Here is a 17376-nt window from a genome sequence, read left to right as displayed (position 1 = left end):
CATTGCGCAGGTTTTGTGTTGTGCTTACAAGCAAGAGTTGTACCGCCCCGGGCTCGACGAGGCGCGGCTTCCTCCTTGATTACGCTCTGCTCCGGCCGGCGTCAGCCTGGCCGCGGGTACTCCACCTGATATGGCACCATGACAATGCGACCGGGGCATTACATGGCACCGGCTCCTTTGGGATTGGCTTTCGCCTTGTCTTTCAGCCCCTGCTCCAGCAGCGAGCGCAGCTTGGCCAGCGCGCCGGGGTCTCCGTGCGAGGCGGAGCGGGCGTACCAGATCTTGGCCTGCTCGATGTCTTTCTCCACCACGCCGGGCTCGCCACGCTCGTAATAGCTGCCGACGATGTATTGCGCGCCGCCGTCGCCGGCGCTGGCGGCGCGGCTGTACCACTGGAATGCCTTGCCGTAGTCCCGCGCCACGCCGCGCCCGGTAAAGTAGTTCGTCGCCAGCTCAACCTGGGCCTGCACATGGCCGCCTTCCGCCGCGCGGCGGTACCACTCGTTGGCGGATTCCAGCGAGCGCGGCACCAGTTCGCCGTGCTCGTACAACTCACCAAAAGTGAACTGGGCGTGGGTCATGTCGTTGTCGGCGGCCCGGCGCAGCCAGACCAGCGCCTCCTGCGGGCGCACCGGCGTGCCCTCGCCGCGCAGCAGCATCATCGCGTAATTGAACTGGGCCAGCCGGTTGCCCTGCTCGGCCGCCTTGGCAAAGTCGCGCAAGGCCGCATCGAAGGCGCCTGCGTCGTAGGCGGCCACCGCCTGGCGCGTCAGCGCTTGCGCCGGTGCGGGAGGCTGGGGCGCGGCATGGGCAAGCGGGGCAGCAAGAAGGCAGGCGGGCAGCAGCGCTGCGGCGGTGGCGGCGCGCAGCCAGGGCGAAAAGAGACGAACAAGCGGCATGGCAGGCTCCAGGCAGTGCACGCGCTGACTCCAAGTCTACAAGTGTAGGAGCAGGAAGTCGCAGGGTGCAGTCGGAAGCCGGCGGCCGGACCTTACGGCTGGCGCCACCAGTTCTGGGGGGACTGCGCAGGCGCGGGTACGGTGTCGGGCAGCGCTTGCGCCTGCGCCAGCAAGGTTTCGGCCTCTGCTTGCAGGCGGGACAGGCAACGCCCCAGCACCCGCGCCTCCGCCGGATCCAGGCAGGCGGCCAGGCGGGCGTTGAAGGCCTGCGCCTGCGCAAAGGCCTGCCGGTAGACTGCCTCGCCCTCCTCGCTCAGCACGAACGCCGCCGCCCGCCGGTCCGTCTCGCGCGTGGCGCGCAGCACCAGCCCACGCGCCATCAGGGCATGCACGGCGCGGCTGGCCAGCACCTTGTCCAGCCCGGCGCTTTGCGCCAGCTCCGTCAGGCGCGTGCCCGGCTGCTCGCCGAGGAAAGCCAGCATGCGCCACTCGCGCCGGCTCACGCCGACCGCGGCGCGCAGGTGATGCCCGCTGGCTTGCAGGGCGACACGGCTCAGGTGATAGAGGCGGTAGTTAAGGAAGTCAGCCAGCCGGGCGGGATGCTGCAGCGTCTCGCCGGCATCCCATTCCCGTTCGTCCGCAAGCTCCCTGGAGTTCCCGCTCCCCTGCCCGCCCGTCTCGTCATCGCCCATGCCGCACCCGCAAATTTAGTTGATTTTGTCAATTATATGGGTGGGTGTTAGCGTCTGTGCCGCTGCACAAAAACTGGCGAGCCGCATGGACAACGCAGCCGCCGGGGTACGGCCGGGCATCCGGCGACAAGGAACGAAACGCGCAGATCGATCCGCGAAACGCTTCTTTGGCTCACCACGACCGTATCGATAAATTGGCCGGCTTCCCGCCGATGCCGAACCAACAGGAGAATCCGTGAAACCCGCCAAACTGCTGCGCGCGCTAGTTCCCACCCTCGCCACCATGACCGTGCTGGCCGCCACCTGCCTGCCCAGCGCACCGGCCAGCGCCCAGAATGACCGTCCTCTGCGCATCCTTGTGGGCTACCCCGCCGGCGGCACCGCCGACCTGGCCGCGCGCCTGATCGGCGACAAGCTGCGCGACGAACTCAGGCAGACCGTGGTCATCGAGAACAAGCCTGGCGCCGGCGGCCGCCTGGTGATGGACTACGCCCGCACCCTGCCCGCGGACGGCAACACGCTGGTGATCGCCAACTCGGCGGTAATGACCATCGCCCCGCTGGTCTACCGCAAGCTCAACTACGACATCCAGCGCGACTTCACCCCGGTGGCGCAGGCCGCCAACTTCCAGCTGGCGCTGGCCGCCGGCCCCGGCACGACGGCGAAGACGCTGAAGGAGTACATCGACTGGCTCAAGGCCAACCCTGCGAAGAACAACTCCTACGCCTCGCCGGCGCTTGGCAGCATCCCGCACTTCTTTGGCTTGCTGATCGGCAGGCAGGTAGGCATCGAGATGCTGCATGTGCCGTTCAATGGCTCGGCACCGCTGATGAATGCGCTGGTGGGCGGGCAGGTGCCGGCGTCGGTCGATACGCTGGCCGACCTGACCGAGATGCACCGGGCCGGGAAGATTCGCGTGCTGGCGAGTTCGGGAATGCAGCGGTCGGTGGCGCTGCCGGATGTGCCCACGTTTACCGAGCTTGGCTATAAGGATATCGAGGGCGTAGGCAGGTACGGCTTCCTGGCGCCGGCTGGCTTGCCGAAGGCGGCCATCGAGCGGCTGAACGCGGCGATTGTGCACGCGGTGCAGTCGGGGGACCTGAAGGAGCGCTTCCTGAAGCTGGGACTGGAGCCGCTGACCGGGAGCGCGGAGCAGTTCGGGAAGGTGCTGGCGGCGGACGCCGGGCGCTGGGGGCCGGTGGTCAAGGCATCCGGTTATACGGGAGACTGAAAATATCCCCATATAATATCGAAATGATTATTCATCAGATAAATGTTATATCCATGACTGATGTAATCATCGTCGACTCCCATTCTGTTATTTGTTGAATTGATGGAATCTGGGTCGGGCGGCAATCGTCCGACCCCAGGCAGATCGTCAAAAAAGCCATGTCCACGAGAAACACCCTCTTCATCATGTGCGACCAGTTGCGTCAGGACCACCTGACCTGCTACGGCCACCCCACCCTGCGCACCAGGAACATCGACGCCCTCGCCGCCCGCGGCGTGCGCTTCACCAAGGCCTTCGTCACCTCCGGCGTCTGCGGCCCGAGCCGCATGAGCTTCTACACCGGCCGCTACCCCAGCAGCCATGGCGCCACCTGGAACCGCGTGCCGCTGTCGGTCGGCGAAGTGACGCTGGGCGAGTACCTGAAGGACAGTCACCGCTCACTGGCGCTCGCCGGCAAGACCCACGTCATGCCCGACAACGCCAACATGAAGCGCCTGCACCTCGACGGCGGCAGCGAGCTGGAAACGCTGCTGCGCAGCGGGCATTTTGTCGAAGTCGACCGTCACGACGGCCACCACGCCGAGCCCCGCGGCGCCTATGCCGACTGGCTGCGCCAGCAGGGTTACGACAGCGCCGATCCCTGGACCGATTACGTGATCAGCGCGGAGAACGCGCAGGGCGAGATCGTGTCGGGCTGGCAGATGCGCAATGCAGGCCTGCCGGCGCGCGTGGCGGAGCCGCATTCGGAGACGGCTTATACGGTAGGCCAGGCCATGCAGTACATCGCCGCGCGTGGCGACGATCCGTGGGTGCTGCATCTCTCGCTGGTCAAGCCGCACTGGCCCTATATGGCGCCGGCGCCTTACCACGCGGCTTACTCGCTGGACGACTGCCTGCCGCTCAAGCGCCACGACGTGGAGCTGGAGGATCCGCACCCGGTGCTGGACGCATACCGCACGCAGGAGGAATGCGCCAACTTCATGCGCAGCGAAGTCTCGGACACGGTTCGCCCCGCCTATCAGGGGCTGGTGCAGCAGATCGACGACCGGCTTGGCGAGCTGTGGGAACAGCTCGAACGCCTGGGCCGCTGGGAGGATACGCTGATCGTCTTCACCGCCGATCACGGCGACTTCCTCGGCGATCACTGGCTCGGCGAGAAGGAGCAGTTCTACGACACCGTGCAGAATATCCCGCTGATCGTCTACGACCCGTCGCCTGACGCCGATGCCACGCGCGGCAGCGCCGATGCGCGCATGGTCTCCGCCGTGGACGTGGTGCCGACCGTGCTGGACGCCCTGGGCCTGCCGCCGGCGGACCATCGCGTCGAAGGCCGCTCGCTGCTGGATCTCACGCGCGCACGCAGCGCTGGTACGTGGCGCGATTTCGTGGTGTCGGAGCTGGACTACGCCTATCGCGGCGCGCGCGTGGCGCTGGGCCGGCACCCGGGCGAATGCCGTGCCTGGATGGTCCGCAACGCCCGCTGGAAGTATGTTTACTGGCAGGGCTTCCGCCCGCAGCTGTTCGACCTGGAGCGCGACCCCGATGAGTTCTTCGACCTGGGTGGGGATGCCGGCCATGAGCCGATCCGCTCGGCCATGCAGGGGCATCTGCTGGAGTGGTTCTGCACGCTGAAGCCACGCACCACGGTCAGCAATGCGGAAGTGGCGGCGAAGACCAATGTGTATAAGCAGGCGGGCGTGTTCTTTGGCGTGTGGTGAGCGGTGAACGGTGAGCGGCCCTCGCGGCGGGGGCAGGGTCGATTCGGCAGAGATGCAGCACCGCGAGGCGCCCTTTCTTCGTCTGGCGGGCAAGCCCGGCCGCCCTGTCACCCCACGAACCGATACCCCACCCCCACCTCCGTCATCAGATGCGAAGGCTGCGCGGGATCGGTTTCGAGCTTGTGCCGCAGGTGCCCCATATACACCCGCAAGTAATGGCTGCTCTCGGAATGCGCGGGCCCCCACACTTCACGCAGTAGCTCGCGATGCGTCATCACCTTGCCGCGATGCGCGATCAGCACGGCCAGCAGGCGGTATTCGATCGGCGTGAGATGCACGTCCTCGCCGGCGCGCGTGATTACCCGGTTGGCCAGGTCGATCCGCACTTCGCCAAAGGCGACCAGCGGCGTGCCTTGCGGATTGATCTTGGCATGCCGGCGCAGCAGCACGCGCACGCGCGCGATCAGTTCGCCCACGCCGAAGGGCTTGGTCAGGTAGTCGTCGGCGCCGGCATCGAGCGCGGCGATCTTGTCGGCTTCGCCGGTGCGCGCCGATAGCACCAGCACCGGCACTTCGGTCCAGGTGCGCATCTCGCGGATCAGCGTCATGCCGTCGCCGTCGGGCAGGCCGAGGTCGAGGATCACCACGTCGGGCTGGCGCGTGCCGGCATCGATCAGGCCGCGCTTGAGCGTCTCGGCCTCATGCACGGTGCAGCCCTCCGCCTGCAACGCCTCGCGCACGAAACGCCGGATATGCGGCTCGTCTTCGACCAGCAATACCGTCGGCGAAAATTCAAATGTCATTTCGGTTGGATTCCTTGTTTGCTGCTTCGTGCGCGACACGCCCGGCACCGCTCCAGGACATTCCGCCTTGCTGCGATTCGTGCGCCACCACACCCGGCTCGGGCGGCTCCGGCTCGATCGCCGGCGGATTGCCGCGCGGCAGCGCCACCACGAATCGCGCGCCGGTGCCCTGCGTGCCGCCGGCACGCGCCACGCCGGCGCCTTCCACCCAGATGCGCCCGCCGTGCGCCTGCACGATGGCTTCGCAAACGGCCAGCCCCAGGCCCACGCCGGCGGTGGCCGACTCGCGCTCGCCGCGCGTGAATTTCTGGAAGATCGACAGCTCCTGTCCGCGCGGCACGCCGGGGCCGTCGTCCTCCACCACGAGCCGCACCTCCGCGTCAGCCACCTCGCCGGCGATGCGGATGCTGGTGCCCGGCGGCGTGTACTTGGCGGCGTTCTCCAGCAGGTTGCACAGCACCCGCTCCATCAGCACCGCGTCGCACTCCACCAGCGGCAACGCCGACAGATCGGCCACCGACACGCGGTGCCGCGAGAGCGCGTCGCGCATGCCGGCCAGTGCCGCGCCCACCAGCTCTTCGAGCGATTGCCACTCCTTCTGCATGCGTACATCGCGGCTTTGCAGGCGCGCCATGTCGAGCAAGTTGACCACCATGGTACGCATGCGCAGGGCCTGCTCGCGCATCGCGTCCACGGTTTCGGACAGCGGCGGAGGCAGCGGCGGTTCGGTGCGCTGCATGGTTTCGGCCATGCCGATCAGGCTGGTCAGCGGCGTGCGCAGATCGTGCGAGACGGCGGCCAGCAGCGAGCTGCGCAGCCGCTCCGACTCCATCGACACCAGCGCCTGCTGCGCCACCTCCACATAATGCAGCCGCTCGATGGCGATCGCGATCAGCGTGGCGAACACATCGATCTGCCTTCGCCGCTCGGGCCGCGCAAAGGCGCGCCACTCCTGCGGCTCCACCGCCAGCACGCCGCGCGTCTGCATCGGCGCCTTGAGCGGCAGGTAGAGCACGGTGCTGCCCGGCAGCGTGTGGGTGCCGGTGCCTGCGGGCTGGCCATGATCGAATACCCATTGCGCCAGCACCGGGTCGATGGCGTCGCTGCCGCGCTGCGCCGGATCGATCACTGGCGGCATCAGCCGCCCCTTGGGCGACACCAGGAAGAACGCCGAACGCGCTCCCAGCGCGGCGTGCAGGAAGCGGCCGCTGATCTCGATGATCTGCTCGGGCATCAGCGCGGCGGACAACTCGCGCGCCAGCTCGTAGAGGGTGCGGGCATCGGTTTCGCGCTCAACCGAAACCTGGGCCTGCTCGCGCAGCCCGGCGGTGAGCTGGCCAATCACCAGGCCCACCGCCAGCATCACCACGAACGTCACCAGGTACTGCACGTCGCTGACCGCGAAGGACATGCGCGGCGGCACGAAGAAGAAATCGAAAGCCGCCACCGACAGCACCGAGGCCAGAGCGGCGGGGCCGCGGCCGTGGCGCAGCGCCACGCCGACCACGGCCGCGAGGAACAACATCGCGATATTGACCAGGTCGAACCAAGGCCGCGTCAGCGCCGACAACAAGCTGGCGCCGCCGCACCACGCAACCGCCCACAGGTAGTCGATGCGGTGCGCCACCTCGCTGCTGTCGTCATTGCGGGCCGGATCCTCGCGCACGTCGGCGCGCCCGGCCACCGGTTGCGCGCGGCCGCGCGTGTCGGCGCCCATGGCATCGGCGGCGACACGGATCACGTCGATCTCCGGGCAGCCCAGCGCCAGCGAGTCGGCAAAGCTATGGCGCCCGAACAGCCAGGCGCGCGCACCCAGGAACGGCGACAGGCCCAGTGCCAGCAGCTCCCGCGCGCGCGCCAGCGGGCTGCCGCCACTATGGTGCCAGGTCCCTGGCGCGCGCCCGACCACGACCTTGGTGAGATTGTGGCGCCGCACATAGCCCGCCACCGCCTGCACGATATCGCTGCCGGCCAGGGTCTCGGTGCGCGCGCCGAGCTCTTCGGCCAGCCGCATCGCCTCCTCGATGTTCGCGCGCTCCTGCTCGGCGAACCGCGCCAGCCGCGGCGTGGCCACCGTCACCACATGCCAGTCGCAATCGAGCTGCCCGGCCAGCCGGCGCGCGCTCTTGACCACCTGCGCCGCGTCGTCGCCGGTGCCGATGCACGCCAGCACCGCTTCGCGCGTGCGCCACACCGGGCGGATCGATTCGGCGTGCCGGTAGGCGCGCACATCGTCGTCGACGCGGTCGGCGGTGCGGCGCAGCGCCAGTTCGCGCAGCGCGATCAGGTTGCCCTTGCGGAAGAAGTTGCTGGCCGCGGTCCGGGCCTGTTCCGGCAGGTAGACCTTGCCGTCGCGCAGCCGCCGCAGCAGTTCGTCGGCGGGCAGGTCCACCAGGATGACTTCGTCGGCGTCGTCGAACACCGTGTCGGGCACGGTCTCCCACACGCGGATGCCGGTGATGCCGCCCACCGCCTCGTTTAGGCTATCCAGATGCTGGACATTGACGGTGGTCCACACATCGATGCCGGCCGACAACAGTTCCTCGATGTCCTGCCAGCGCTTGGGGTGACGGCTGCCGGGCGCGTTGGAATGCGCCAGCTCGTCGACCAGGATCAGCGCCGGGCGCCGGGCCAGCGCACCGTCGAGATCGAACTCCTGCAGCACGCGGTCGTCGAGCTTGTGATGCGGCATGGCCTTCATCGGCAGCCGCTCCAGCCCCGCGATCAGCGCCTCGGTCTCGGCGCGGCCATGGGTTTCCACCACGCCGATCACCACATCGCTGCCTTGCTCGCGCAGCGCCCGCGCGGCGGCCAGCATGGCGAAGGTCTTGCCGACGCCGGCGGAAGCGCCGAAATACACACGCAGCTTGCCGCGCGCTGCGCGCTCGCCCTCCGCCTGCATGCGTTGCAGCAAGGCATCGGGATCGGGCCGACCGGGGGCGTCGCGCGTGGCGGTGTCAGGCATGGTGGGGGTCATTGCCCGGGAGAGGGATGGATACAAACGATTGTGCCACGCCTGGTGCGCAAGAACCGTTTGCCATGACGACGGCTGTCACTCCCTCTCCCCTCTTGGAGAGAGGAGCAAACCAGCGGGCATTGCTTGCGCGCCAATGGCTCCCCGACCTCACCGCTTCTCGCCATCCAGCGCCAGATTCAACTTCAGCACATTCACCACCGGATCGCCCATCACCGCCAGCAGCGGCCCGTCCGTATTCGCCGCAATCAGCGCCTGCACGCGCTCCAGGGGCAGGCCACGCAGCCGGGCCACGCGTGCCGCCTGATACTGCGCCGCGGCCGGGCTGATGTGCGGATCGAGCCCGCTGCCCGAAGCGGTCACCAGATCCACCGGTACCGGCGCCTGGTTGCCGGGATCGGCTTCGCGCAGCGCTTCGATGCGGCCACGCGCCGCATCGGTCAGCGCAGGATTGCTCGGGCCGAGGTTGGAGCCGCCGGATGCCGCCGCGTTATACGGCATGGGCGCGGTAGCCGACAAGCGGCCCCAGAAGTACCTGGGGTCAGAGAACGGCTGGCCGATCAGTTCCGAGCCAATGGCCTTGCCGTCCTTGACGATCAGCGAGCCTGCCGCCTCGTGCGGAAACACGGCACTCGAAATGCCGGTGATCACGCCGGGATACAACAGCCCGGTGACGGCCGACAACACGACAAACACCGTCAGCAAGGGCCGCAGCAGGCCACCCTGGATGGGCGCAACAGGCTGCGCGGTCTGGACTTTCGTATTCATTGATTGCTCCGTTTACATGCCACGCGTTCGACGCGCTCAGACCCAGCCGAACAGCGCCAGGATCATGTCGATCACCTTGATGCCGACGAACGGAACCAGGATGCCGCCCAGCCCATACACCAGCAGGTTGCGCCGCAGCAGCACGGCGGCGCCGAGCGGGCGGTACACCACGCCGCGCAAGGCCAGCGGAATCAGTACCACGATGATCAGCGCGTTGAAGATCACCGCCGACAAGATGGCCGAGGCCGGCGTCGACAAACCCATCACGTTGAGCTGGTTGAGCTGCGGATACGTGGTGGCGAAGGCGGCCGGGATGATGGCGAAATACTTCGCCACGTCGTTGGCCACGCTGAAGGTGGTCAGCGAGCCGCGCGTCATCAGCATCTGCTTGCCGATCTCCACGATCTCGATCAGCTTGGTGGGATTGCTGTCGAGGTCGACCATATTGCCGGCTTCCTTGGCAGCCTGCGTGCCGCTGTTCATCGCCACGGCCACATCGGCCTGCGCCAGCGCGGGGGCGTCGTTGGTGCCGTCGCCGGTCATCGCCACCAGGCGGCCTTCGGCCTGGTAGTCGCGGATCAGCTTGAGCTTGGCTTCGGGCGTGGCCTCGGCGAGGAAGTCATCGACGCCAGCCTCGGCGGCGATCGACGCCGCGGTCAGGCGGTTGTCGCCGGTGATCATCACGGTCTTGATGCCCATCTTGCGCAGCTCGCCGAAGCGCTCGCGGATGCCGGCCTTGACGATGTCCTTGAGCTCGACCACGCCGAGCACGCGCACGTTCTCGCCATCGGCGCAGGATTCCGCCACCACCAGCGGCGTGCTGCCGGCTCGCGCCACGTCGTCCACGGCCTGCATCACCGCGTCGGGGAACTTGCCCGCGCGCTCGGTCACGTACTTGCGCACGGCATCGGCGGCGCCTTTGCGCACGCTGCGGCCGCCGGCATCCACGCCGCTCATGCGGGTCTGCGCGGTGAACGGTACGAAGATCGGGCGCAGCGCGCTGATGTCGGGCGTAGCCGCGCCGGCCTGCTGGCGCGCCAGCGTCACGATGCTGCGGCCTTCCGGCGTTTCGTCGGCCAGCGACGACAGCCACGCGGCTTCGGCCAGTTGCTGCGCCGACACGCCGGGCGCGGCGATAAAGCGCGAGGCCTGGCGGTTGCCGTGCGTGATGGTGCCGGTCTTGTCGAGCAGCAGCACGTCCACGTCGCCCGCGGCTTCCACCGCGCGGCCCGAGGTCGCGATCACATTGGCTTCCATCATGCGGCTCATGCCCGCCACGCCGATGGCCGACAGCAGGCCGCCGATGGTGGTCGGGATCAGGCACACCAGCAGCGCGATCAGCACGGTGATGGTGACCGGCATGCCGGCCTTGGCCACGAGTACGCTGAACACCGAGAACGGCTGCAGCGTGGCGGTGGCCAGCAGCAGCACGATGGTCAGCCCGACCAGCAGGATGGTCAGCGCCAGTTCGTTCGGCGTCTTCTGGCGCTTGGCGCCTTCGACCATGGTGATCATGCGGTCGATAAAGCTCTCGCCCGGATTGGTGGTAATGCGCACCACGATCCAGTCGGACAGCACGCGCGTGCCGCCCGTGACTGAAGAGAAATCTCCACCCGACTCGCGGATCACCGGCGCCGATTCGCCGGTGATGGCGCTCTCGTCCACCGAGGCCACGCCTTCGATCACTTCGCCGTCGCCAGGCACCATGTCGCCGGCTTCGACCAGCACCACGTCGCCACGGCGCAGCGCGGCGGCGCCGCGCGGCTCGGTGGCGCCGGCGGCGCGGTAATCGCGCCGGCCTTCCCTGATCAGCTTGGCGGTGACCGTGGTCTTCAGCCCGCGCAGCGCCTCGGCCTGCTGCTTGCTGCGCCCTTCGGCCAGCGCTTCGGCAAAGTTGGCGAACAGCACGGTGAACCACAGCCACACCGATACCGTGAGGATGAAGCCGGCGCTCTCGCCGCCCGCCGTGGCTGGCGCGAACAAGGCGCGGAAAAACAGGATGGTGGTCAGGATGCTGCCCGCGTAGACCACGAACATCACCGGGTTGCGCAACTGGTCGCGCGGCGAGAGCTTCTTCACCGAGTCGAGCAGGGCCGGCTTGACCAGCTCGGGCGCGAACATGCCGCCGCGCGCCGGACGATGATGGCCGCCGCCCTTGCCGGATCCGTGGGCCGGCGTGGCCACACTGGTCGCCGGAGTCGTGTTTGCCGGTGCCGCGCCGGCAGTCTTGCCCCGCGTCACCATGGATTCTTGTTGCATGCGTTTCTCCGCAATACGCTGATACGCTATTCTTGAGGGCTGGCGCCGCCCGCGCGGACGGCAGCCCTCATTGCTTGCTGGTTTGCTGCCTCGCCATGCCGCGCGGCAGGCGCTCTGTCACTTGCCCGCCGCCGTCACCGCGGGGGGCTGCAATTGCTCCGCCACCGGACCCAGCGCGAGCGCCGGGATATAGGTCAGCGCGCCCACCATCAGCACCGAGCCAACCAGCAGCACCACAAACAGGGGACCGTGCGTGGGCATGGTGCCGCCGGTGACCGGCAGCCGGCGCTTGGCCGCCAGCGAACCCGCCATGGCCAGGATCGGCACGATGATCCAGAAGCGGCCGAACCACATCGCCGCGGCCAGCGCCACGTTGTAGAAGGGCGTGTTGGCCGACAAGCCGGCGAAGGCGCTGCCGTTGTTGTTGGCGGCCGACGAGAACGCATAGAGGATTTCCGAGAAGCCGTGCGTGCCAGGGTTGAACACACCGGCGCGGCCCGGCTCCACCATCACCGCCACCGCGGTGCCCAGGAGCACCAGCAAGGGCGTGACGAGGATCGCCACGGCAGTCATCTTCATCTCGTAGGTCTCGATCTTCTTGCCCAGGTACTCCGGCGTGCGGCCGATCATCAACCCTGCGATGAACACTGCCAGCACCGCGTACACCAGCATGCCGTACAGGCCCGAGCCGACGCCGCCGAACACCACCTCGCCAAGCTGCATCAGCAGCATCGGCACCAGGCCGCCGATGGCGGTGAAGGAGTCATGCATGGCGTTGACCGCGCCGCACGATGCCGCCGTGGTGATGGTGGCGAACAGCGCGGTGGCGGCAATGCCGAAGCGCGTTTCCTTGCCTTCCATATTGCCGCCGGCCTGCAGCGCGCTGGCCGCGTGGTCGATCGGCAATCCCGCCAGCGCGCCGTTGGCCATCTGCTCGGAGAGCGCGGCCACGCACGCCATGACGATAAAGATCACCGCCATCGAGGCCAGGATCGCAACGCCCTGGCGGCGGTCCTTGACCATCTCGCCGAAGGTGAAGCACAAGGCCGCCGGAATCAGGAAGATGGCCAGCATCTCGATCAGGTTGGCGAGCTCCGTCGGGTTCTCGTAGGGATGGGCCGAGTTGGCGTTGAAGAAGCCGCCGCCATTGGTGCCGAGCATCTTGATGGCTTCCTGCGAAGCCACCGGGCCCATTGCCAGCGTCTGCTTGTCGGTCTTCATGGCCTCCGTCACGGGCGCGCCCTTGGCGTCGAGCACGGGCTGGCCGGCTGCGTCCACCTTGGGCTGGCTGTACTCGACCGGCGTCACCAGCGTGACTTCCTTATAACTGTCGAAATTCTGGATCACGCCCTGGCTGACCAGCGCCAGCGCGATGGCGGTGGAGATTGGTACCAGCACGTAGAGCGTGCAGCGCGTCATGTCCACCCAGAAGTTGCCGATGGTGGCTGCGCTCTGCCGCGCGAAGCCTCGGATCAGCGCGAACACCACGGCGATGCCGGTGGCCGCCGAGACGAAGTTCTGCACCGTGAGCCCCAGCATCTGCGTCAGGTAGCTCATGGTGGATTCGCCCGCATAACCCTGCCAGTTGGTGTTGGCCACAAAGCTCACGGCAGTGTTGAAGGCCGAGTCCGGCGACACCGCGCCGAAGCCTTGCGGGTTGAGCGGCAGCCCGCCCTGCAGGCGCTGCAGCGCGTAGACCGCCACCACACCCAGCATGTTGAAGGCGATGACCGCGACGGCGTACTGCTTCCAGCCCATCTCGGCATTGGCGCGCACGCCGGCCACGCGGTACAGCACGCGCTCCAGCGGGCGGCCCCAGGCTGTGGCGAGGTAGCGCTCGTCTTCCATCGCGCGGCGGATATAGCGCCCCACGAGGGGCGCGAGCGCCAGCAGGATGGCCAGGTAGAGGACCAGAAGTCCAAGGAATTCGGTTGACATCAGAATTTCTCCGGCCGGAACAAGGCGATCAGGAGGTAGATAAAGACAGCGACGGCGAGCATGCCGCCCAGCAGGTCAGCCCAGTCCATCACAGCCTCCTGTCGGTGGCACTGTCCTTGCGGCGCACTTCGGCACCCTCCGCGCCCGGCCCCTCGGCCGCGCCAGGCGGTTTGCTTCCCAGCGCGGCGCATAAGGCCAGCAGTGCGCCAGTCAGCGCACCGAACAGCAACAAACCAATGAAATAGATCCCGTCCATGGCAACACACCGTGAGTGATTCACAGATGGCAGATTAGGGATGGCGCGGTAAAAACGGGGTAGAGAGGGGAGGCGGGGATGTAAAGAAGATATAAAAATCGCGTAAAGACAGCGCGCAAGTGCGCGGCGCGGCGTGCCGGGGCGAGAATAAAACCCCCGTGGGCTTTGGCCTTGCGGGGCAAGGCAGGACGCCGAAGCCGGCTGTGGGCCGGCCGCGTGAGGAGAGCCTGCTCACGTCCATGTAGGTCTGGCCCACCTCGGCCGGGACCGGCGCGATATAGACGATGTCTTTGCTCGGTAGGCCGGGCCCGGCCACGCGCCTCAGATCCAGCCCGACTTGTGCAGCTTGCGCCAGAGCCCGCCGCAGGCCAGCACCGTCACACCGATCACCACCGGATACGCATAGTGGAACTGCAGCTCAGGCATGAAGCTGAAGTTCATGCCGTACAGGCTGAACACCACCGTGGGGATGGCCAGGATGGCGCCCCAGCCGGCAAGGCGCTTGACCACCTCGTTCTGGCCCACGGTGACCAGCGCCAGATTCACCTGCACCGCGGTGGTCAGCATCTCGCGCACCACGTCGAGGGTGCGCACCAGGCGGCTGGCATGGTCCTCGATATCGCGGAAGTACGCGCGCAGCTCCTTGGGCACCAGTTCCTCGTGCAAGCGGATCAGTTGCCCGCAGATCTCCTCGATCGGGTAGACCGCATTGCGCAGGCGCAGCACCTGGCGCTTGATGTGGTACAGGTGCTCGATCGCGGCGCGGTCGAACTCGTCGCGGAAAATGCCTTCCTCAAGCCGCTCGAAGGCGTCCTCGAGCCGGGTGACGATGGGCATGTAGTGATCCACCACGAAATCCATCAATGCGTAGAGCACATAGCCCGGGCCGTTGGCCAGCGCGCGCGGATCGCTCTCGCAGCGCTCGCGCACCGGCGCGTAGCTGCTGCTCACGCCGTGGCGGACCGATACCACATAGTTGGGGCCGACGAACAGGTGGGTCTCGCCCACCACCACTTCCTCGTCCACCAACTGGGCGGTGTTGAGCACGATGAAGATCGAGTCGCCGTAGGTTTCCAGCTTGGGCCGCTGGTGCGCGTCCAGGGCATCCTCGACCGCCAGGTCGTGCAGGCCGAACGCCTGCTGCACCTTGCGCAGCAGCGGCAGGTCCGGTTCGTGCAGTCCCAGCCACACAAAGGTGCCGGGCACGGTGATCGCTTCGCTGATTTCGTCCACGGCCACGTCGCCCAGCCGCTTGCCGCCCCGGTAGGCCACACTATTGACGATCGCGCCCATGAGCACTCCGTTGTTCAGATGGCGCAATCGTAACAAGAGCGGCGGCAGCACGGCGCGCCGGTGTGCCGTTGCCTGCGCGCGGCGCCGGAGACAATGCATCCGCCCGGGAAAACGTGCCATCAACGCGCCGCATCCGGCACTGGCCCGCCTGCATCGGTCATTTGTTACAGTTCTGCACCCAGACGAAGTTAGAATGTCCCATTTCCACGGTCACCGACTATGTCCCAGAAGAAATCGCCACGCTTCGAGCTGCGCAGTGGCAATGTCGACGCCCTCCTACTCGCTCTCAAGACCGCTGACATCGCAGCGCTGCGGGACGATCTTCTGTCCCGCTTCGAATCGACCCCCGATTTCTTCTCCAATGATGTGGTCGCCCTGGACCTGCGCCGCCTGGAAGGCGACGACAGGGTCGCACTGGACACCGTGATCGAAACCCTGGCCCTGCTCAAGGCCCGCGCCATCGGCGTGGTTGCGCGCGAGGCGCAGCGCGGCTGGGCCGAGTCGTTCGGCCTGCCCCTGCTGGACAGCCAGAGCCGGCGCGGCGGACGCGACGAAGCGCCGCTGGCCGGAGCGGCACCGGCCAGGATCGAAGCCGAAGCCCAGGCCGAGACACAGGCTGAGTCAGAGGCCGAAGCGAAGGCGCATGCCGAAGCCAAAGCCGCGGCAGCCGAGGTGGAAGCCGCGGCCGTGGCCGCCGCCGCGCTGGCCGAAGCCGCTTCGCGCGGCGTACCCACCATGCTGATCGACAAGCCACTGCGCTCCGGCCAGCAGATCTACGCCGCCGGCGACGTCGTGATACTCGACCTGGTCAGCTACGGCGCCGAGGTGATCGCCGAAGGCAATATCCATATTTATGCCCCGCTGCGCGGCCGCGCGCTGGCGGGCGTCAAGGGCAACGCGCAGGCGCGCATCTTCTGCACCTGCCTGGAGCCCGAACTGCTGTCGATCGCCGGCATCTACCGCACCGCCGAACTGCCGTTGCCCGCCGATGTACTGGGCAAATCGGCCCAGGTGCGGCTGGCCGGCGAGAAACTGATACTAGAACCGCTCCGGATGAAGTAACACCCGCCGCAGAGCCCAAACCACAGCAGCGCAAGCTTCAACCATTACTGGATCCAAGAGCCATGGCAAAAATCATCGTTGTGACCTCCGGCAAGGGAGGCGTAGGCAAGACCACCACCAGCGCCAGCTTTTCCGCCGGCCTGGCCTTGCGTGGCCACAAGACTGCCGTGATCGACTTCGACGTCGGCCTGCGCAACCTCGACCTGATCATGGGTTGCGAGCGCCGCGTCGTGTATGACCTGGTCAACGTGGTGCAAGGCGAGGCCAACCTGAACCAGGCCCTGATCAAGGACAAGAAGTGCGAGAACCTGTTCATCCTGCCGGCCTCGCAGACCCGCGACAAGGACGCGCTGACCAAGGAAGGCGTGGAGAAGGTCATCAACGGCCTGGTCGAGATGGGCTTCGAGTTCATCGTCTGCGACTCGCCGGCAGGCATTGAATCCGGCGCCTTGCTGGCGATGTATTTCGCCGACGAGGCACTGGTCGTGACCAACCCCGAGGTGTCCTCGGTACGCGACTCGGACCGCATCCTCGGCATCCTCTCGTCCAAGACCAAGCGGGCCGTGGACGGTGGCGATCCGGTCAAGGAACACCTGCTGATCACCCGCTACAACCCCAAGCGCGTGCATGGCGGCGAAATGCTGTCGCTGACCGACATCCAGGAAATCCTGCGCATCAAGCTGATCGGCGTGGTGCCGGAATCCGAGGCGGTGCTGCACGCATCCAACCAGGGCACGCCCGCCATCCACCTGGAAGGCTCCGACGTAGCCGATGCCTATGGCGACGTGGTGGACCGCTTCCTGGGCAAGGACAAGCCGATGCGTTTCACCGACTACCAGAAGCCGGGGCTGCTTTCGCGCATCTTCGGCAACAAGTAAGGAGGGTCCACCATCATGTCGATTCTGTCCTTCCTGCTCGGCGAGAAGAAAAAGTCCGCCTCGGTTGCCAAGGAGCGGCTGCAGATCATCCTCGCCCATGAACGCACCGGCCACTCCGCGCCGGCCGACTATCTCCCCGCCCTGCAGCGTGAACTGGTCGCGGTGATTTCCAAGTACGTGAAGATCAGCGACCAGGATCTGCGCGTGAGCCTGGAGCGCCAGGACAACCTCGAGGTGCTCGAGGTCAAGATCGAGATCCCGCAGGGTTAATCCGCGCCCCCTCGCCCAAAGTCCGGGCGGTGGCGGGCCGTCATGCCGTAGCTACCTGGCCATACCGTGGCCAGCCACACGCCTGCGCGCCGCCGGTGCGCCCCACGACCGTGGGGAAAACGAGATGGCGCCGACGCCATCTCGCTATGCACCATTTAATAGTTCTGTCGCGGCGTCGCAACGCTTTTGCACCAATTGCCGGCAAAGGGCCCGTCAACGGTGTGCATTAGTGTCTAAATCTTTTCTGTTTTGTTAAATTTCCGCGAGCGTTTACACGGAACGTAAACTCGTTCGCCGCCGTGATCCGGCCGCGGACAAATACAGAACAGAAAAGG

Annotated in this window: 15 protein-coding genes; 5 read left to right on the top strand and 10 right to left on the bottom strand. The window is 67.0% G+C overall.

Annotated features, from left to right (window positions below; translation table 11 throughout):
* Nucleotides 1–158: 158 nt before the first annotated feature.
* Together ACZY0R_RS37540 and ACZY0R_RS37535 are read right to left on the bottom strand one after the other, a co-directional pair.
* Nucleotides 159–899 carry a tetratricopeptide repeat protein gene (locus ACZY0R_RS37540; RefSeq protein WP_488865676.1) on the bottom strand — a complete coding sequence of 247 codons (741 nt, stop codon included), beginning with the start codon at nucleotides 897–899 and terminating at the stop codon, nucleotides 159–161.
* Between the two features lie 92 nt (nucleotides 900–991).
* On the bottom strand, nucleotides 992–1591 hold the full coding sequence (locus tag ACZY0R_RS37535) for a MarR family winged helix-turn-helix transcriptional regulator (RefSeq protein WP_488865674.1): 600 nt from the start codon (nucleotides 1589–1591) through the stop codon (nucleotides 992–994).
* Nucleotides 1592–1874: 283 nt separating this feature from the next.
* Between ACZY0R_RS37535 and ACZY0R_RS37530 the strand changes: the two genes are divergently transcribed.
* A complete protein-coding gene (locus tag ACZY0R_RS37530; RefSeq protein WP_488866397.1) occupies nucleotides 1875–2822 on the top strand; it encodes a Bug family tripartite tricarboxylate transporter substrate binding protein in 948 nt (315 codons plus the stop codon).
* Nucleotides 2823–2980: 158 nt separating this feature from the next.
* The gene (locus ACZY0R_RS37525; RefSeq protein WP_488865672.1) at nucleotides 2981–4540 is read left to right on the top strand and encodes a sulfatase-like hydrolase/transferase; all 1560 of its coding nucleotides are present in this window, start codon (nucleotides 2981–2983) and stop codon (nucleotides 4538–4540) included.
* 107 nt (nucleotides 4541–4647) lie between these two features.
* Here the strand turns inward: ACZY0R_RS37525 and kdpE are convergent, their stop codons facing one another.
* The 8 genes from kdpE to ACZY0R_RS37485 all read right to left on the bottom strand — a co-directional run bounded on the left by kdpE (nucleotide 4648) and on the right by ACZY0R_RS37485 (nucleotide 14831).
* Nucleotides 4648–5343, bottom strand: a complete 696-nt coding sequence (gene kdpE / locus ACZY0R_RS37520) for a two-component system response regulator KdpE (RefSeq protein ID WP_488865670.1) — start codon at nucleotides 5341–5343, stop codon at nucleotides 4648–4650.
* On the bottom strand, nucleotides 5333–8308 hold the full coding sequence (locus tag ACZY0R_RS37515; RefSeq protein ID WP_488865668.1) for a DUF4118 domain-containing protein: 2976 nt from the start codon (nucleotides 8306–8308) through the stop codon (nucleotides 5333–5335). The genes kdpE and ACZY0R_RS37515 overlap by 11 nt, the downstream gene beginning before the upstream one ends.
* A 159-nt stretch (nucleotides 8309–8467) precedes the next feature.
* On the bottom strand, nucleotides 8468–9085 hold the full coding sequence (gene kdpC / locus ACZY0R_RS37510) for a potassium-transporting ATPase subunit KdpC (protein WP_488865666.1): 618 nt from the start codon (nucleotides 9083–9085) through the stop codon (nucleotides 8468–8470).
* 36 nt (nucleotides 9086–9121) lie between these two features.
* Nucleotides 9122–11344, bottom strand: coding sequence for a potassium-transporting ATPase subunit KdpB (kdpB, locus tag ACZY0R_RS37505; protein ID WP_488865664.1), 2223 nt, complete (start codon nucleotides 11342–11344; stop codon nucleotides 9122–9124).
* A 117-nt stretch (nucleotides 11345–11461) separates the two neighbouring features.
* A complete protein-coding gene (gene kdpA, locus ACZY0R_RS37500; RefSeq protein ID WP_488865662.1) occupies nucleotides 11462–13282 on the bottom strand; it encodes a potassium-transporting ATPase subunit KdpA in 1821 nt (606 codons plus the stop codon).
* Nucleotides 13282–13371, bottom strand: coding sequence for a K(+)-transporting ATPase subunit F (gene kdpF / locus ACZY0R_RS37495; RefSeq protein WP_488865660.1), 90 nt, complete (start codon nucleotides 13369–13371; stop codon nucleotides 13282–13284). Before kdpF ends, kdpA begins: the two co-directional genes overlap by 1 nt.
* Nucleotides 13371–13538, bottom strand: a complete 168-nt coding sequence (locus ACZY0R_RS37490) for a hypothetical protein (protein ID WP_200876704.1) — start codon at nucleotides 13536–13538, stop codon at nucleotides 13371–13373. Before ACZY0R_RS37490 ends, kdpF begins: the two co-directional genes overlap by 1 nt.
* Nucleotides 13539–13859: 321 nt before the next feature.
* Nucleotides 13860–14831: a magnesium and cobalt transport protein CorA gene (locus tag ACZY0R_RS37485; protein ID WP_488865658.1), complete on the bottom strand. Its 972-nt coding sequence runs from the start codon at nucleotides 14829–14831 to the stop codon at nucleotides 13860–13862.
* Nucleotides 14832–15050: 219 nt separating this feature from the next.
* Between ACZY0R_RS37485 and minC the strand changes: the two genes are divergently transcribed.
* From minC to minE, 3 genes are all read left to right on the top strand, one after another.
* Nucleotides 15051–15893, top strand: coding sequence for a septum site-determining protein MinC (minC, locus tag ACZY0R_RS37480; protein ID WP_488865656.1), 843 nt, complete (start codon nucleotides 15051–15053; stop codon nucleotides 15891–15893).
* A gap of 62 nt (nucleotides 15894–15955) precedes the next feature.
* Complete coding sequence (minD, locus tag ACZY0R_RS37475; RefSeq protein WP_045240015.1) at nucleotides 15956–16771, top strand: septum site-determining protein MinD; 816 nt, start codon at nucleotides 15956–15958, stop codon at nucleotides 16769–16771.
* Between the two features lie 15 nt (nucleotides 16772–16786).
* On the top strand, nucleotides 16787–17041 hold the full coding sequence (gene minE / locus ACZY0R_RS37470; RefSeq protein ID WP_006164360.1) for a cell division topological specificity factor MinE: 255 nt from the start codon (nucleotides 16787–16789) through the stop codon (nucleotides 17039–17041).
* The last annotated feature ends 335 nt before the right edge of the window (nucleotides 17042–17376 follow it).

It is taken from the genome of Cupriavidus sp. F041 (assembly GCF_057814235.1).
Note: the sequence above shows the minus strand (reverse complement) of the source record. Positions and strands in the feature narration are given on the sequence as shown.

What these genes read in the sequence shown, in the direction of transcription:
- ACZY0R_RS37540 (WP_488865676.1), bottom strand. Translation starts at nt 899, where the DNA reads ATGCCGCTTGTTCGTCTCTTTTCGCCCTGGCTGCGCGCCGCCACCGCC.
- ACZY0R_RS37535 (WP_488865674.1), bottom strand. Translation starts at nt 1,591, where the DNA reads ATGGGCGATGACGAGACGGGCGGGCAGGGGAGCGGGAACTCCAGGGAG.
- ACZY0R_RS37530 (WP_488866397.1), top strand. Translation starts at nt 1,875, where the DNA reads ATGACCGTGCTGGCCGCCACCTGCCTGCCCAGCGCACCGGCCAGCGCC.
- ACZY0R_RS37525 (WP_488865672.1), top strand. Translation starts at nt 2,981, where the DNA reads ATGTCCACGAGAAACACCCTCTTCATCATGTGCGACCAGTTGCGTCAG.
- kdpE (WP_488865670.1), bottom strand. Translation starts at nt 5,343, where the DNA reads ATGACATTTGAATTTTCGCCGACGGTATTGCTGGTCGAAGACGAGCCG.
- ACZY0R_RS37515 (WP_488865668.1), bottom strand. Translation starts at nt 8,308, where the DNA reads ATGCCTGACACCGCCACGCGCGACGCCCCCGGTCGGCCCGATCCCGAT.
- kdpC (WP_488865666.1), bottom strand. Translation starts at nt 9,085, where the DNA reads ATGAATACGAAAGTCCAGACCGCGCAGCCTGTTGCGCCCATCCAGGGT.
- kdpB (WP_488865664.1), bottom strand. Translation starts at nt 11,344, where the DNA reads ATGCAACAAGAATCCATGGTGACGCGGGGCAAGACTGCCGGCGCGGCA.
- kdpA (WP_488865662.1), bottom strand. Translation starts at nt 13,282, where the DNA reads ATGTCAACCGAATTCCTTGGACTTCTGGTCCTCTACCTGGCCATCCTG.
- kdpF (WP_488865660.1), bottom strand. Translation starts at nt 13,371, where the DNA reads ATGGACTGGGCTGACCTGCTGGGCGGCATGCTCGCCGTCGCTGTCTTT.
- ACZY0R_RS37490 (WP_200876704.1), bottom strand. Translation starts at nt 13,538, where the DNA reads ATGGACGGGATCTATTTCATTGGTTTGTTGCTGTTCGGTGCGCTGACT.
- ACZY0R_RS37485 (WP_488865658.1), bottom strand. Translation starts at nt 14,831, where the DNA reads ATGGGCGCGATCGTCAATAGTGTGGCCTACCGGGGCGGCAAGCGGCTG.
- minC (WP_488865656.1), top strand. Translation starts at nt 15,051, where the DNA reads ATGTCCCAGAAGAAATCGCCACGCTTCGAGCTGCGCAGTGGCAATGTC.
- minD (WP_045240015.1), top strand. Translation starts at nt 15,956, where the DNA reads ATGGCAAAAATCATCGTTGTGACCTCCGGCAAGGGAGGCGTAGGCAAG.
- minE (WP_006164360.1), top strand. Translation starts at nt 16,787, where the DNA reads ATGTCGATTCTGTCCTTCCTGCTCGGCGAGAAGAAAAAGTCCGCCTCG.